Below are 14,532 nucleotides of genomic sequence, written 5' to 3' on the forward strand. Positions count from 1 at the left end.
GGGCGAGACGGGGGCGTATGACCCACTCGCGAACCGTCGAACTGGAGGGCCACATCATCGACAGCGGGACGCTCCAGCGCTGCTTCGGCGCGGTGATGGATCTGGGCGGCTCCTTCGACGTCGAGCAGTTCGACGTGGGGAAACACGAGACCGAGGTGTCGTACTGTCGGCTGACAGTCACGGCCGACGACGCGGAGACGCTGCGGGCCATCCTCCACGAACTACACCAGAACGGCGCGGTCCTCGAAGATCCGAGCGACGTCGAACTCGTCGCCGCGCCGGCCGACAGGGTCGTCCCGCCGAACTTCTACTCCACGACGAACCACCCGACCGAGGTGCTGTACGACGGCGAGTGGATCGAGGTCGAGCGCATCGAGATGGACTGCGCGCTCGTGGTGGAGCCAGAACCGGACGCGGGCGGGAGAGATGCGGACGCGAGCGAGGAGGACCGAGAAGACGGTGCCGCAGACGGCCCGCGGGCGTACACGAAGGTCCTCAACGCGGTCGAGGAGGGGGACCTCGTCGCGACCGACCAGTCCGGAATCCGCGTTCGACCCCCAGAGCGTCCCCGGAGCGGAGGCGGCGCGTTCGGGTTCATGCAGGGCGGGGTCTCCGCCGAGCGGCCCTCGGAGTCCACGATCCGAGAGGTCGCGGAGGAACTGCGGGAGGTGAGCGAGCGCGGCGGGAACGTGATGGTCGTCGCCGGTCCCGCGGTGATCCACTCGGGCGCGGGCGACGCGCTCGCCGACCTCGTCGAGGCGGGCTACGTCGACGCGCTCTCGGCCGGCAACGGCTTCGCCACGCACGACATCGAGCGGTCGCTGTACGGCACCTCGCTCGGGATGGACGTCGAGACGCTCGAACACCCGCGGAAGGGGCACAAACACCACATCTGGACGATATCGGAGATCATCCGCGCCGGCGGGATCGCCGCCGCCGTCGACGAGGGGACACTCACGGAGGGCGTGATGTACCAGTGCGTCGAAAACGACGTCGACACCGTGCTCGCGGGGTCGATCCGCGACGACGGGCCGCTTCCCGACACGATCACCGACGCGATAGAGGCGCAGAACGCGATCCGCGAACAGGCTCACGAAGCGGACATCGTGATCATGCTCGCGACGCTGCTGCACTCCGTCGCGGTCGGGAACTGCCTCCCGTCGACGACGAAGACCGTCTGCGTCGACATCAACCCCGCGACGGTAACGCAGCTCCTCGACCGCGGCTCGGCGCAGGCGGTCGGCATGGTCACCGACATCGGGACGTTCGTCCCCACCCTCGCGGAGTACGTGTTGGAGGGCGCAGACGACACCGAGAGCGCGGCGTGCGACGACGCGGCGGAAGACGCCTGAGTCACCGCCGCCCGCAACCGGAGCGATCGACACTCGAAACCGTCCCACGCAGAGTCCCCGCGGCGCGAGAACGCCCGACAGGAGTTTTGTGTCTCCCGGGCGCACAGTCGAACATGAGCTATCTGGTCGCGACCGACGGATCGACAGAGGGAGACGAGGCCGTCAGATACGCGGCTCGGCAGGCGGTCGCGTTCTACGAGACGCTGGAGATCGTCCACGTGCTGACGCCGGAGTCGGAGCTCGTCGACGGCACGATCGTTCTCCCCGGCGAGGAGGCGGCCGTCGCGTCCGGTGAAGACGTCCTCGACAACGCTCGCGCCGTCGCGGAGGCGGCCGTCGGCGACGAGCCCATCGACATCGAGACACGACTGCTCACCGGCCGCCCGGCCACGGCGATCACCGAGTACGCCGACGAGTCCCCGGTTGACGCCATCTACGTCGGTCACCGGGGGCTCACCGAGGAGCGCGAGCAGGTCGTCGGCAGCGTCGCGAAGAGCGTCGTCGACAAAGCCGACGTTCCCGTGACGGTGATTCGATAGCCTACTCCGGTAAAACCGCCGCGAAGAGCCTCGAAACGCCTCTGTCCGGCCAGTTCGACGCCGACCCGGCGCGTCACAGCCGGCGGCAACGACCACCATTACCGTTCGTTCAAAGTCCGTGGGGTTCGTAGGAGAGAGCGATGACAGACGACGTACTCGTCACGGCGGACTGGGTCGAAGACAACCTCGACGCGTTCCAGGACGACGATTCGGACCTCCGGCTCGTCGAGATCAACAACCCGACCGTCACCGACGACTCGGACTACACGCCCTACGACGAGGGGCACGTCCCCGGCGCGCTGAACTTCCCGTGGGACGAGGTGTTCACCGACCCGACCGAGCGCGACATCGTCTCGAAAGAGGCGTTCGCGGAGCGAAACGGCGAGGCCGGCATCGACGCCGACACGACCGTCGTGGTGTACGGCGGCGGCCGCGTCCCCAACTGGTTCGCGCTGTTCGGCTACTGGATCTACAAGTACTACGGCCACGAGGACGTGCGCGTGATCGACGGCGGGAAGGGGTACTGGGTCGACAACGACTATCCGCTCTCGACCGACGAGCCCGAGTTCACGCCGCGCGAGTACGAGGCTCGCGGTCCCTTCGAGAGCGTCCGCGCGTACAAAGACGACATCGACAACGCGATCGAGGACGGCCTTCCGATGGTCGACGTCCGCTCGCCCGAGGAGTTCTCCGGCGAGGTCATCGCGCCCGAAGGGCTCAACGAGACCGCCCAGCGCGGTGGCCACATCCCCGGTGCGAGCAGCGTCCCGATCGGCACCACCCTGAACGAGGACGGGACGTTCAAGAGCGCCGAGGAGCTTCGCGAGCTGTACGCCGAGGCCGGCGTCGACGGCGACGAGTCGACGATCACCTACTGCCGCGTCGGCGAGCGCTCGTCGATCGAGTGGTTCCTCCTGCACGAACTGCTCGGTTACGACGACGTTCGCAACTACGACGGCTCGTGGACCGAGTGGGGCAACCTCGTCGGCGCGCCGATCGAGACGGGCGAGTAACCGCCGACTGAGCGACGTTCGCCTCACAGACGACCCCTTCTTTGCGACACCGCCGACACTGTCGACGTCGCCAGCGACCGCGACCCCCCGCGCGAGCCCGCTGTGCAAACGTATTTACTGTTGTGTGCTGTATTGTATCGTATGGAACAGAACGTCGGATCCGCGGACAAACGCGTCAGAACGGCACTCGGTGCGGTCCTCGGAATCGTCTCGCTGGGCACGCTCGCAAACGTCGTCCCGCTGCCCGATATCGCCGCGCTCGTCTTCGGCGTCGCCGCGATCATGATGCTCGGCACCGCCGCCACCGGGATCTGCGGGCTCTACGCGCTTCTCGGCGTCGACACGTGTCCGGCGTCTGCGGGCAGAAGGCGCTGAGCGGCCGACGAAGACGTCGCGTCGCCGTACCGGCCGATTCACGCCGGGTCGGCCTTCGTGACCTCGATCGCGACCTCGTCCGGATCGACGCCGATCCGGGCGAACTGCGTCCGGACGTGTTCTTTCGCCGCGTCGATCGCCGCGGACTTGGTGTCGAACCCGCGCGGCATCGGCTCTTCGAAGGCGACGCGGATCTCCTCGCCGTCGACGCGCAGCGCGGACCCGCCGCTCTCGACCTGATAGAAGGAGTCGCACACCCAGACGTACGGCGCGTCCTCGTCGGGCGCGCCCTTGTACGTCGGCGGGTCCTCGCCGCGCTCGAACACCGTCCCGGTGAGATCGGTCCCGCCGCCGCTGCCGCGAACGAGTATCATGTCACCGGTAGGGTCCCGACACTGAAAAGGACCCCCGCTCTCCCCCGCGGCCGGCGGTGGCGGAAACGCTTTCGGCGTGGCCGGCGGTGGGTGTCACATGACGCTGGAGGATTTCACCGAGTTCGCCGACGAGGACGACGAGGCCGCATCCTCGGGACGTGACGACGATCCGTCGACCGCCGTCGGCGACGCAGATGCCGACGCGGACGCGGCCCCGGACCGCTCCGCCGACGAGCCGGACTCCGACGCGGACAGCGGTTCGTTCGCGGCCTACGACGTCGAGCCCGCCGGCGACGACCGCGGGCTCGGCGTCGTCTCCGTCTCGCAGGGGCTTCGGGTCGCAGAAGAAGACGACGAGACGACGCTGAAGGCGTTCGTCACGACGGGCAACCGCGAAGCGGTCAGACTCGGAACGTACCTGTTGGTTCCGTATCCGGACGGCGAGCGACTGTTCTGTCGGATCACGGGACTGGAGTACGCACAGGAGTTCCAGTCCGACGACGCGACGGAGATCCACGCGCGCCGCCAGATGCGTCGCGACGACTTCACCGAGCGCGACTACAAGTTCATGGCCGAACTGGAGCCGATGTCCGTGATCTACGGCGACGGCGACGACATGAAACGCCGGATGACGGACCGGGTCCCGAAACCCGGCGCGATAGTCGAGGAGGCGGCCGACGACGCCGAGATCAAGACCGGACTCAAGATCCCCGACGAGGGCGTCTTCCTCGGCCACCTCTCGGTCGGCGGCGAGAAGGTGCGGACGGCGGCGGAGCCGCCCACGGTCGACTACCGCGTGAAAGACGACTACGCCGACGGCGACCCGCTCGTGTTCCGGCACACGCTCGTCGCCGGCGGCACCGGTTCCGGGAAGACCCACGCGTCGAAGAACGTCCTTCGGCAGTACCTCGATTCGGACCGTACCTACCCGACCGGCGACGGCCGGGAGTCGCAGATGGCGGTCGTCCAGTTCGACCCCCAAGACGAGTACTCGCAGATGCACGACGACAACCCCGCGATCGACGCCGACACCGCCCGTCGGCTGGAGCGCGAGGGGATCGCGCACGGCGGTCACGACGACACCGTCGCCCTCGTGCCCCGGGTCGCGAACGCGACGTATCCCGGTGAGGGCCACCGCGCCGAGCGCGTCGAGTTCACGATCCCCTTCTCGCTCGCGCGCGACATGCCGTGGCTCGTCGCCGGCTCCGGGCTCAACGAGAATCAGTACCCGGCGCTCTTGACGCTCCTCAAGCGCTTCTTCCGCGATTACGGCGACTCGGGCACGTACAGTCAGTTCCTCTCGTACCTCGACGACCCGGCGCTCAAAGAGGAGCTCGACGAGAGCGGCCGCGTCCACGAGGCGACGTTCGACGCGGTGAAACGGCGCGTCCGCGGGATTCCCGGCGGCGTGTTCGACCAGGACGCGAAGCCGATCACGGAGCTGGACCACACGCTCGTCCGCCCCGGCGGACTCTCCGTGATCCCGACGTACCACCTGCCGACCTCGCGACAGAAGGAGATCGTCGTGCTCGCGGTCGCGGGACTGCTCGTCGACGACAAGCTCTCGAACGACCCGAAAAGCGCTCGGATCGAGGAGACGCCGCTTCTCATCGGGATGGACGAGGCCCACAACTTCCTCTCCGACGCCGACAACGTGCAGGCGCGGAAGGTCGTCCAGACGTTCACGGAGGCCGCAAAACAAGGGCGAAAGGAGCGACTCGGCCTCTTCTTGATCACCCAAGACCCGCAGGACATCGCCGAGTCCGTGTTCAAACAGGTGAACACGAAGATCGTCCTCAATCTCGGCGACGAGGACGCTATCCAGAGCGTCAACATCCCGTCGAACCTCGCCGGGAAGGTGCCGTACATGGAGAAGGGCCAGATGGTCGTCTACTCGCCGGACAACTCCGAGCCGGTCGAGCTGATCGGCCTCTCGACGTGCGTGACCCGTCACGGACGCTGAGCGGAGACCGGTGTCGCGGCGGCGCTCTCGGAGCGTCACCGTTGCCACCGGCTCGGATCCGGCGGCATCCTTTTTGAGGCGACCGGACGAACCGCCCCCATGACCAAGCGAATCCTCGTTGCAATCGACGGATCGGATGAGGCGGTCGAGGCCCTGTCGTTCGCGGCCACGGAGTGGACAGACGCCGACCTGACGGCGCTCCACGTGATCAACCCCGCGGACTCGACGACCGGCGCGGAGGGCGGGTTCCCCGGTGCGGTCGACCAGTGGTACGACAGCGCCACCCAGCGCGGCGAGCGTATCTTGCGGGAGGCGACCGACGCCGTCGACCGCGCCGTCGACACCAGACTGGAGGTCGGCCGACCGACCGCGACCATCCTCGCCGTCGCCGGGGGCGAACAGTCGGTCGGAGACGACGAAGAACCGGAGCCGTTCGACCACATCGTTCTCGCGAGTCAGGGACGGACCGGGCTCTCGCGGGTGCTCCTCGGAAGCGTCGCCGAGGGCGTCGTTCGTCGCGCCGAGGTGCCGGTCACGGTCGTGCGATAAGTGGCGACGCCGTCTCCGGTCACTGACACCGGCCTCACCTAGTCGCCGGCTCGCTCGGCGGCGACGACCTCGCCCACCATGGTCCAGCCGTCGTCGTCGGGCCCGGACCGGCCGAGCAGAATCCGCTCGTAATCCTCCGAAGAGATCAGTCGGAAATCGGCCTCCACGTCCGCGTCCGTCCGTATCCCCTCGCCGCGGAACTCCCGCTGGAAGAACTCCGTCGAGGTGAACTCGAAGACGCCGGCGTCACCGTCGGCGAGTTCCAGTCGAACCGGGCGCGGCTGGACGTTGTGGATCCGCTTCGCGACGGGGTTGAGGTCGGGCATGATACCGGATCGGCGCGGTTCGGAAATAAACCCGCGGTCGCGCGCGGCGCGCCTTCTCACTGGCCTCCCGCACAAACAGCGTCGTCACGAGCGGCCTCGCGAGGGCCCAACGCCACCGTACGTGCTTAAGCCCTCTCGACGCGTCTGTATATGGGATCACCAATGATAGCCGAGTCACTCGATTACCTGCGCGACGGCGACAACGCCATCGTAACCGTCCTGATCGGCGGGGCGCTCCTGCTCGCGAGCCCGCTCGTCGTCCCGTCGATCCTCGTGCTCGGCTACGTCTCCCGCGTCCTTCGGCGGACGGCCGACGGCGACGATACTCCCCCGGTGTTCGACGCGTGGGGCGACCTTCTCATAGAGGGGACGAAAGGGTTCGTCGTCGCCCTCGTCTACTCGCTGGTTCCGCTCGCGGTGTTCGCCGTCGCGGCCGTCTTCGGAGTTGGGGCGGCCGTCATCGGATCGGGGGGCGGAAGCGGGAGCCTGTTCGGCGGCCTGATCGGCGGGGCGCTCGCGGTGCTGCTCGCGCTCGCCGCGCTCGCCGTCTCGCTCGTCGGACTGTACGTGACGCCCGCGGCATTGGCCGCCGTCGCCGACTCCGGACGGATCGGCGACGGGTTCGCGGTCGGGACGCTCTGGACCGTGGTCACGAAGCGGGCGTACGCGATCGGCTGGCTCACCGCCGCCGCGGTCGTCCTCGCCGGCGTGCTGGCCGTCGGCGTGCTCTCGGTGGTACCGGTTCTCGGGACGATCGCGGGGCTTTTCGTCCAGTTCTACGCGCTCGTCGCCGCGGCCGCCGTCATCGGTTGGACGTGGACCGAGGTGCGGCCCGTCGCGGCCGATTCGACGGACACCGAGCCGGCAGAGCGGCCCGCAGTCTAGCGGATTCAAACAGCGAACGGAACGAACGACAGAAGGAACCGCGCTACGCGTCGAGGACGTCGTCGTAGTCGCCGGCGTCGACGCGGTCGTCGAACGTCCGGGCGTCCTCGCCCTCGATGGTCACGCCGAGGGAGGCGCAGGTGCCGCCGACCTCCTTGGCGGCGTTTTTCGTGTCGTACGCGAGCAGGTCGCTCGACTTCTGCTCTGCGACCTTCTTCACCTGCTCGACCGACATGTCCGCGACGAAGTCCTTCTGCGGCTCGCCGGAGCCGGTCTCGAAGCCGGCTTCGTCTTTGACGAGTTCCGCGGTCGGCGGGACGCCGACCTCGATCGTGAACGAGCCGTCGTCGTCGTACTCGATCGTGACGGGGACTTCCATCCCGTCGAACGCGGCGGTCTCGTCGTTGATCTGGGACACGACGTCCTGTACGTCCACCGGCGTCGGTCCGAGCTCGGGACCGAGCGGCGGGCCGGGGTTGGCCTGCCCGCCAGGGACGAGCGCTTCGATAGTTCCAGCCATGTCCGTACGAACCCGGTGACGACTTTTAACGGTTGTTCTTTCGGGCAGCGGGCGATAGCGGTTCGCACACGCCCGTCGCCCGCGCTGCCGCCGGTCGCGCAGCCGCAAGCGAACTCGCCTTCCGCGTACTGATCGCTGGTACTGATCGCTGGCGCGGAGGCGCTAGCTGTCGCTCGCGAGGATAGAACAGTCAAAAAGCCGATACAACCTATCGAACGCCGCTGTCAGCGGTTACAGACGGGTGACGTTCGTCGCGCGCGGACCCTTGTCCGCTTCTTCGATGTCGAACTCGACTTCCTGACCTTCTTCGAGGTCCGGGCCGCCGACGTCCTCCATGTGGAAGAACACGTCCTCGTCTGCGTCGTCAGTCTCGATAAATCCGTAGCCGCCAGTGTCGTTGAAGAAGTCAACTTCGCCTTTCGCCATTGCGTCTGTATACGCGAGTGGACCACATAAAAGCCTTCCGCGAACACCTCCTGTGTGAGAGGCACACTCACGGTATCGACACACACGAAAACGCGTGAGCCCGCCGTGTTAGTAACTACTATACCACCCCAGTACCGAACCGTTAGATATGAGTCAGTCGTACAATCGAGGCCTCATCGAGGACTTCAGCCGCTGGCGGGAGTTCGAGGCCGGAATGTGGGCGTGGATCTTTCACAAGTTCACGGGATGGGTGCTCATCGGCTACCTGTTCACCCACATCGCCGTGTTGAGTACCGGAATTCCAGCAGCGGGCGCAAGCGAGGCCGTGCTAATGGCGGGTGAAGACGTGTACACGCAGACGATCGTCAGCCTGGAGGGGCTGCTCTTGGTGCGGATCCTCGAAGTCGGCCTCCTCGCTGTCGCCGTCTTCCACATGCTCAACGGAGCCCGACTCCTCCTCGTCGATCTGGGCGTCGGTCTCGACGCACAGGACAAGAGCTTCTACGCCTCCCTGATCTTGACGGGAGCGATCACCGTCGCGTCGGTGCCGACGTTCATCGGGGGTGCGTTCTGAGATGGCAGAGCGCTACTCCTCGTTCCAGTCCGGCGGGCGGATGTGGCTGCTTCAGCGCGTCACGGCGGCGTTCCTGCTCGTCGTGTTGGCGTTCCACTTCTTCCTGCTCCACTTCGTCCACCACGCCGACGAGGTCTCGTTCCTCGCGAGTTCGGCGCGGATGGAGACGCTGAGCTACTACTCCCTGATGATCCTGTTCCTCGTGACGGCGACGTTCCACGGAGTCAACGGCGTGTACAACGCGCTCGTCAACCAGGGACTCACCGGCACCAAACGGACCGTGATCAAGTGGACGCTCGTGGCCGCGAGCGCCGTGTTAGTGTTCCAGGGGATTCGGACCGCGAACGCGTGGGCGGGCGGCTTCCCACTCTTGTAAGGTAAGACAATGAGTACGCAGATACCACAACAGACGGACGAATCGAGCGAGACCGAGACCGAACCGGAGGCCGCCTCCAAAGGCGAGGAGCGACGAGCCGAAAAGCGTCGCCGGGCGGCCGAAGAGCGCGAGCGCAGACAGGCCGAGGAGGCCGAGAAGGCCGCCGCAGACGAGGAGACGGTCGAGCTGAAGGTGTTCCGGTACGACCCCGAGATCGAGGGGAAACAGGAGCCGCGGTTCGACACCTTCCACGTCCCGTTCACCAAGGGGATGACCGTTCTCGACGCGCTGATGTACTCGCGTGACACGTACGACTCCTCTCTCACCTTTCGGCACTCCTGTCGGCAGGCCGTCTGCGGCTCCGACGCGATGTTCGTCAACGGCGGACAGAAGCTCGCGTGTAAGACCCAGATCGCCGACCTCGAACAGCCGGTCCGCGTTGAGCCGCTCCCGCACGCGGACGTTCGGAAGGACCTGGTCGTCGACATGGAGCACTTCTACGAGCAGATGGAGGCGGTCGAACCGTACTTCCAGACGAACGAGTACCCCGACGGTGAACTCGAAGAACAGCGGCAGACGCGAGAGAACCGCGAGAAGGTGAAGATGTCCACGCGCTGTATCTGGTGTAGCGCGTGTATGTCCTCGTGTAACATCGCCGCCGGCGACAACGAGTACCTCGGTCCCGCCGCGATCAACAAGGCGTACCGGTTCGCCATGGACGAGCGCGAAGGCGAGGAGATCAAACAGAAGCGACTGGAGATAATCGAGCAGGAACACGGCGTGTGGCGGTGTCAGACCCAGTTCTCCTGTACGGAGGTCTGTCCGAAAGACATCCCGCTGACCGAGCACATCCAGGAGCTGAAACGCGAAGCGGTCAAGAACAATCTGAAGTTCTGGTGACACCGAGAGACACGCTCAAGGGACTCCGGAACTAATCACCGATCATATTACCAATGTACGAACACGACGTCATCGTGGTCGGCGCTGGGGGGGCTGGACTCCGGGCGGCGATCGCGGCACAGGAAGCGGGGGCCGACGTGGCCATGGTCTCGAAACTCCACCCGGTCCGCTCTCACACGGGAGCGGCAGAGGGAGGCATCAACGCGGCGCTGCGCGACGCCGACTCGTGGGAGGACCACGCGTACGACACGATGAAGGGGTCGGACTACCTCGGCGACGCGCCGGCCGTCGAGGCGCTCTGTCGAGAGAGCCCCGAGGAGGTCATCCGCCTCGAACACTGGGGGATGCCGTTCTCGCGCGAGGACGACGGGCGCGTCTCGCAGCGACCGTTCGGCGGCCTCTCGTTCCCCCGGACGACGTACGCCGGCGCAGAGACCGGCCACCAGATGCTCCACACGATGTACGAGCAGGTGGTCAAACGCGGGATCACGGTGTACGACGAGTGGCACGTGATGGACCTGGCCGTCACCGACGAGGACGACCCGGCCGACCGGACCTGCCACGGCGTCGTCGGCTACGACATCCAGACCGGCGAGGTCAGCGGCTTCCGCGCCGAGAACGGCGTCATCCTCGCGACCGGCGGGATGGGTCAGGTGTTCGATCACACCACCAACGCGGTCGCGAACACCGGCGACGGCGTCGCGATGGCGTATCGTGCGGGCGTCCCGATGGAAGACATGGAGTTCATCCAGTTCCATCCGACGACGCTGCCGTCCACCGGCGTCCTGATCTCCGAGGGCGTCCGCGGCGAGGGCGGAATCTTATACAACAGCGAGGGCGAGCGGTTCATGTTCGAACACGGCTACGCCAACAACGACGGCGAGCTCGCCTCCCGCGACGTGGTCTCGCGCGCCGAGCTGACCGAGGTCAACGAGGGACGCGGGATCGAAGACGAGTACGTTCACCTCGACATGCGCCACCTCGGCGAGGAGCGCATCCTCGACCGCTTGGAGAACATTCTCCACCTCGCGGAGGACTTCGAGGGCGCGGACGGGCTGACGGAGCCGATGCCGGTCAAGCCCGGCCAGCACTACGCGATGGGCGGCATCGAGACGAACGAGCACGGCGAGACCGTCATCGACGGGCTGTACGCGGCCGGCGAGTGCGCCTGCGCGTCCGTCCACGGCGCGAACCGCCTCGGCGGCAACGCGTTGCCAGAACTCATCGTCTTCGGCAAGCGCGCCGGTCGCCACGCGGCCGGCGAGGACATGGGCGAAGCCGAGATCGAGACCGGCCGGTCCGGCGACTGGGAGCCCGCGGACTACGAGTTCGAGGTCGAGGTCGGCGAGACGGGCGGACGCGGTCCGGCCGCCGCCGACGGCGGTGCCGTGGCGACGGACGCGGACGGCGTCCTCGCGGCCGCGGTCGACCGCGCACAGGAGCGAGTCGAGACGCTGCTCGCGCGGAGCGGCCGCAACCACGCCGAGATTCGCTCGAAGGTCCAGAAGACGATGACGGACAACGTCAACGTGTTCCGCGAGGAGCCGGGGCTCAAAGAGACGCTCTCCGACCTCCGTGAGGCCCGCGAGGAGTATCAGGACGTCGCCGTCTCGGACCCCTCTCGGACGTTCAACACGGACCTCATTCACACGATGGAGACCCGGAACATCCTCGACATCGCCGAGGCGCTCACGATGGGTGCGCTCGCGCGTCGGGAGTTCCGGGGCGCACACTGGCGCAAGGAGAACCAGATCCGCGACGACGAGAACTGGCTGAAACACACGCTCGTCTCGTGGAACGACGGCGAGCCCGAGCTCTGGTACAAGCCGGTCATCCTCGAAGGCGAGAACAAAGAGTACGAGCCGAAGAACCGCTCGTACTGACCGTCACGGTCGACGGCGATCCATCACGGTTCTTTCTGCGTCGTCGGTCGAAATTCCACGCTTGCACACGTGCCGATAGGTGTGTTTTCTGCTCGGTCTCGGCCCGAGATCGACGTGTTCTGTGCCAGACACGCCGGATCTCTACCGTCCGCAGTATTTCGACAATCGTTGAATAGGGGATTTATTATCGTCGAACTGTTTGTCCCGAGTAAGATGATGAAGACAGAACCGGCCCGCGCGGCTCCGGCGCTGCCGACGGACCTGCAGTCGCCCCGCGCGAAGCTCGTGTACCTGTACCTGACGACGAACGGCGACGCGACGGTCTCGGAGATGGGCGACTCGCTCGGCATGAAGAAGCTCTCTCTGTACAGCATCCTCAAGACCCTCCGTCAGGAGGGCATGGTGGACTGCGACGGCGACACGTACGCGTTGAACTAGCTCGCCGCGATCGGACGTGTCCCGCTTTCTGACCGACTAGTTCCTCTTCCAGCGGAGCGTTTAGGAGGACCGAGGACGCAGGGCGAGCGTGGACGCGAACCAACAGGAGTTCCGGAACCCGTTCGGGATGGACGTGGCGTGCGAGAACTGTCCCGAGCTGTGTGACGCACGCGACCGCGTCGTGCACGGGTACGGCGACGTCGGCGCGGAGTTCCTCGTCGTCGGCACGCGACCGACGGCGGCCGCCGAGGCCAACGGCGTCCCCTTCACCGGCGCGGGCGGCGGCGAGGCCGTCCAGTCGATCTTCGCCGACCTCGGATTCGTCCGCTCGCCGCCGGACGCGACCGAGCCGGACGTGCAGAACGTCTTTTTCACGGCGCTCACGCGGTGTCGCCATCCGGACCGCGAACCGAGCGATCGCGAGGTGGACACCTGTGAACCCTTCTTGAACGCCGAGATCCGCATGATCAACCCGCAGATCATCGTCCCGGTGGGCGAGCGACCGCTTCGGGAGCTGGCCGTCGAATACACGACCCGCCGACCGGACTCCTTCGACATCGAGGCCGAACACGCGACGACGATCCGCGGTCGGGGCTTCGAACTGGTGCCGATGAAAGAGCCGACCGAGATGACCGACGACGAGGCCGACGCGTTCACGACGCATTTGCGTCAGAACGTCCTGAGCCGCGACTATCGCCAGACGAAGGGCAGACAGAGCCGATAGAACCGGTCGAACGGTGTCGCCAGTGACAGACCGTCTGTGACAACTCAGTCTCCGGTGTCTTCGGGAGTGAGATCACCGAGGAGGCTGGTGGTCGCGTCGTCGCTGTCGGCTCCGAACGCGCAGTCGATGAGGATGTGTCCGCCGAGCAGCGCCGGAGAGATGACCTGGTCTGCTCCCGCCCGCCTGAGCTTGTTGACGTTCTCTCGCTGCGTCGCGGCGGCGACGATCCTGATCTCGGGGTTGAGCTGTCGCGCGGTGAGGATAGCGAGCGCGTCGCGGGCGTCGTCTTCGGTCGCGACGACGACCGCGCGAGCGCCAGAGATGTTGACCCGTTCGAGGGGCTCGACGTCGCTCGGGTCCGCGGTCGACACGGGAATGTCCCGGTCGGAGAGCCGTCGGGCCGCGGTCTCGTCCGTCGTCACCACCGCGAACTCGACGCCGCCGCGCTCGGTGAGTTCTTCGAGAATCGGTTCCGTCAGGTCCCCGTATCCTAACACGAGGACGTGGTCGTCGAGGAGGTCGATCTGTTTGTCAGTCATCTTTCCGAGTGCCTTGGAGAGTTGCGCCTCGATGGCGGGCGTGAGCAGGACCCCGAGCGCCACCGCGAACGCGGCGACGTTCATCACGAGCGAGGAGAGCACGAACAGCTGTGCGATGTCGGACTCGGGTCCTGCGCCGGGGTGAACGTCGCCGTAGCCGACCGTCGAGGCGGTGACGACGGTGAAGTAGAACGCGTCGACGATCGTTTCGATCCCCTCGAAGTCGTCGCGCAGCGCGTACGAGCCGACCGTTCCGTACGCGACGGCGCTCACGAGCGCCGCGCCCGCGGCGAGCTGCGTCGGCGACGGGGAGTATGGGCGGTCGAACCGACCGCGGTTGATCACGAGCGCCGGCACCGAGAGCACCGACAGGGCGACGAGCGGGAACGAGAGCACCGACGCCTGCATCAGGCCCTGAACCGCCGTCAAGGGGAGCAGTACCGCGGTCGAGTACCAGCCGACGCGGTAGCCGCTTCGGAGCGCGAATCCGCTACCGAGCATCGCGAAGCCGGTGATGGTTCCGGTGAACCCGACGGTCTGTCGGATCACGGCAGGCACGTGCCTAGCGAGCGGCCCGTCGACGCCGAGGCCGCCGATCTGAGCGAGCCCGGCGAGGATCGAAAGCAGCGCGACCGCGAACGTCAACGCGATCGACGCGCGTACGGTCACCCAGTCCCGGGTCAGCTCCATGTCCGCCCATCGCCGAGGCCGGACTTAAGTTTCGCGAGCCGCGCTCGTCGGCGCGTCGCGGCGATGTCCGAGCCGAGACCGCGCTC

18 protein-coding genes are annotated in these 14,532 nt (G+C 66.7%); 13 read left to right on the plus strand and 5 right to left on the minus strand.

All coding sequences use genetic code 11. The annotated features are described in order from the left end of the window. The first annotated feature begins 17 nt into the window (after window positions 1–17). The 4 genes from NO930_RS04870 to NO930_RS04885 all read left to right on the plus strand — a co-directional run bounded on the left by NO930_RS04870 (window position 18) and on the right by NO930_RS04885 (window position 3,279). Entirely contained in the window at window positions 18–1,352 is a 1,335-nt protein-coding gene (locus tag NO930_RS04870) for an ornithine cyclodeaminase family domain (RefSeq protein ID WP_256402682.1), read from the plus strand. Between the two features lie 113 nt (window positions 1,353–1,465). Next, the gene (locus NO930_RS04875; protein ID WP_256402683.1) at window positions 1,466–1,891 is read left to right on the plus strand and encodes a universal stress protein; all 426 of its coding nucleotides are present in this window, start codon (window positions 1,466–1,468) and stop codon (window positions 1,889–1,891) included. A gap of 140 nt (window positions 1,892–2,031) precedes the next feature. After that, complete coding sequence (locus NO930_RS04880) at window positions 2,032–2,904, plus strand: sulfurtransferase (protein WP_137784164.1); 873 nt, start codon at window positions 2,032–2,034, stop codon at window positions 2,902–2,904. A gap of 141 nt (window positions 2,905–3,045) precedes the next feature. Beyond that, window positions 3,046–3,279: a YgaP family membrane protein gene (locus NO930_RS04885; RefSeq protein ID WP_137784163.1), complete on the plus strand. Its 234-nt coding sequence runs from the start codon at window positions 3,046–3,048 to the stop codon at window positions 3,277–3,279. 38 nt (window positions 3,280–3,317) lie between these two features. On the opposite strand, the gene NO930_RS04890 is transcribed toward NO930_RS04885, so the two are convergent. Continuing rightward, window positions 3,318–3,653 (minus strand): DUF7113 family protein, encoded by a 336-nt coding sequence (locus tag NO930_RS04890; protein WP_137784162.1) that lies wholly within the window; start codon window positions 3,651–3,653, stop codon window positions 3,318–3,320. Between the two features lie 97 nt (window positions 3,654–3,750). On the opposite strand from NO930_RS04890, the gene NO930_RS04895 reads away from it, so the two are divergent. Beyond that, window positions 3,751–5,616 carry an ATP-binding protein gene (locus NO930_RS04895; protein WP_256402684.1) on the plus strand — a complete coding sequence of 622 codons (1,866 nt, stop codon included), beginning with the start codon at window positions 3,751–3,753 and terminating at the stop codon, window positions 5,614–5,616. Between the two features lie 99 nt (window positions 5,617–5,715). Beyond that, window positions 5,716–6,165 carry a universal stress protein gene (locus tag NO930_RS04900; RefSeq protein WP_137784350.1) on the plus strand — a complete coding sequence of 150 codons (450 nt, stop codon included), beginning with the start codon at window positions 5,716–5,718 and terminating at the stop codon, window positions 6,163–6,165. Between the two features lie 38 nt (window positions 6,166–6,203). Here NO930_RS04900 and NO930_RS04905 read toward each other — a convergent pair whose 3' ends face one another. Next, window positions 6,204–6,491, minus strand: a complete 288-nt coding sequence (locus tag NO930_RS04905) for a DUF8072 family protein (RefSeq protein ID WP_137784351.1) — start codon at window positions 6,489–6,491, stop codon at window positions 6,204–6,206. 162 nt (window positions 6,492–6,653) lie between these two features. On the opposite strand from NO930_RS04905, the gene NO930_RS04910 reads away from it, so the two are divergent. After that, complete coding sequence (locus tag NO930_RS04910; RefSeq protein ID WP_256402685.1) at window positions 6,654–7,376, plus strand: DUF4013 domain-containing protein; 723 nt, start codon at window positions 6,654–6,656, stop codon at window positions 7,374–7,376. Between the two features lie 43 nt (window positions 7,377–7,419). On the opposite strand, the gene NO930_RS04915 is transcribed toward NO930_RS04910, so the two are convergent. Both NO930_RS04915 and NO930_RS04920 read right to left on the minus strand, forming a co-directional pair. Then, on the minus strand, window positions 7,420–7,896 hold the full coding sequence (locus NO930_RS04915) for a 50S ribosomal protein L11 (RefSeq protein ID WP_256402686.1): 477 nt from the start codon (window positions 7,894–7,896) through the stop codon (window positions 7,420–7,422). Between the two features lie 231 nt (window positions 7,897–8,127). Next, entirely contained in the window at window positions 8,128–8,322 is a 195-nt protein-coding gene (locus NO930_RS04920; protein WP_004046659.1) for a cold-shock protein, read from the minus strand. Window positions 8,323–8,470: 148 nt separating this feature from the next. Between NO930_RS04920 and sdhC the strand changes: the two genes are divergently transcribed. From sdhC to NO930_RS04950, 6 genes are all read left to right on the plus strand, one after another. Continuing rightward, the gene (gene sdhC, locus NO930_RS04925) at window positions 8,471–8,896 is read left to right on the plus strand and encodes a succinate dehydrogenase, cytochrome b556 subunit (protein WP_049982967.1); all 426 of its coding nucleotides are present in this window, start codon (window positions 8,471–8,473) and stop codon (window positions 8,894–8,896) included. Window position 8,897: 1 nt separating this feature from the next. Then, window positions 8,898–9,272 carry a succinate dehydrogenase/fumarate reductase transmembrane subunit gene (locus NO930_RS04930; protein ID WP_049982966.1) on the plus strand — a complete coding sequence of 125 codons (375 nt, stop codon included), beginning with the start codon at window positions 8,898–8,900 and terminating at the stop codon, window positions 9,270–9,272. A 9-nt stretch (window positions 9,273–9,281) separates the two neighbouring features. Beyond that, window positions 9,282–10,172: a succinate dehydrogenase/fumarate reductase iron-sulfur subunit gene (locus NO930_RS04935; protein ID WP_137784607.1), complete on the plus strand. Its 891-nt coding sequence runs from the start codon at window positions 9,282–9,284 to the stop codon at window positions 10,170–10,172. 53 nt (window positions 10,173–10,225) lie between these two features. Beyond that, a complete protein-coding gene (locus tag NO930_RS04940; protein ID WP_256402687.1) occupies window positions 10,226–12,055 on the plus strand; it encodes an FAD-binding protein in 1,830 nt (609 codons plus the stop codon). Window positions 12,056–12,268: 213 nt separating this feature from the next. After that, on the plus strand, window positions 12,269–12,493 hold the full coding sequence (locus NO930_RS04945) for a TrmB family transcriptional regulator (RefSeq protein WP_256402688.1): 225 nt from the start codon (window positions 12,269–12,271) through the stop codon (window positions 12,491–12,493). A gap of 88 nt (window positions 12,494–12,581) precedes the next feature. Further along, entirely contained in the window at window positions 12,582–13,217 is a 636-nt protein-coding gene (locus NO930_RS04950; RefSeq protein WP_256402689.1) for a uracil-DNA glycosylase, read from the plus strand. Window positions 13,218–13,261: 44 nt separating this feature from the next. Here NO930_RS04950 and NO930_RS04955 read toward each other — a convergent pair whose 3' ends face one another. Continuing rightward, on the minus strand, window positions 13,262–14,446 hold the full coding sequence (locus tag NO930_RS04955; protein ID WP_137784218.1) for an NAD-binding protein: 1,185 nt from the start codon (window positions 14,444–14,446) through the stop codon (window positions 13,262–13,264). Between the last annotated feature and the right edge of the window lie 86 nt (window positions 14,447–14,532).

This window comes from Halorubrum salinum (genome assembly GCF_024494575.1).
Lineage (GTDB): Archaea > Halobacteriota > Halobacteria > Halobacteriales > Haloferacaceae > Halorubrum > Halorubrum salinum.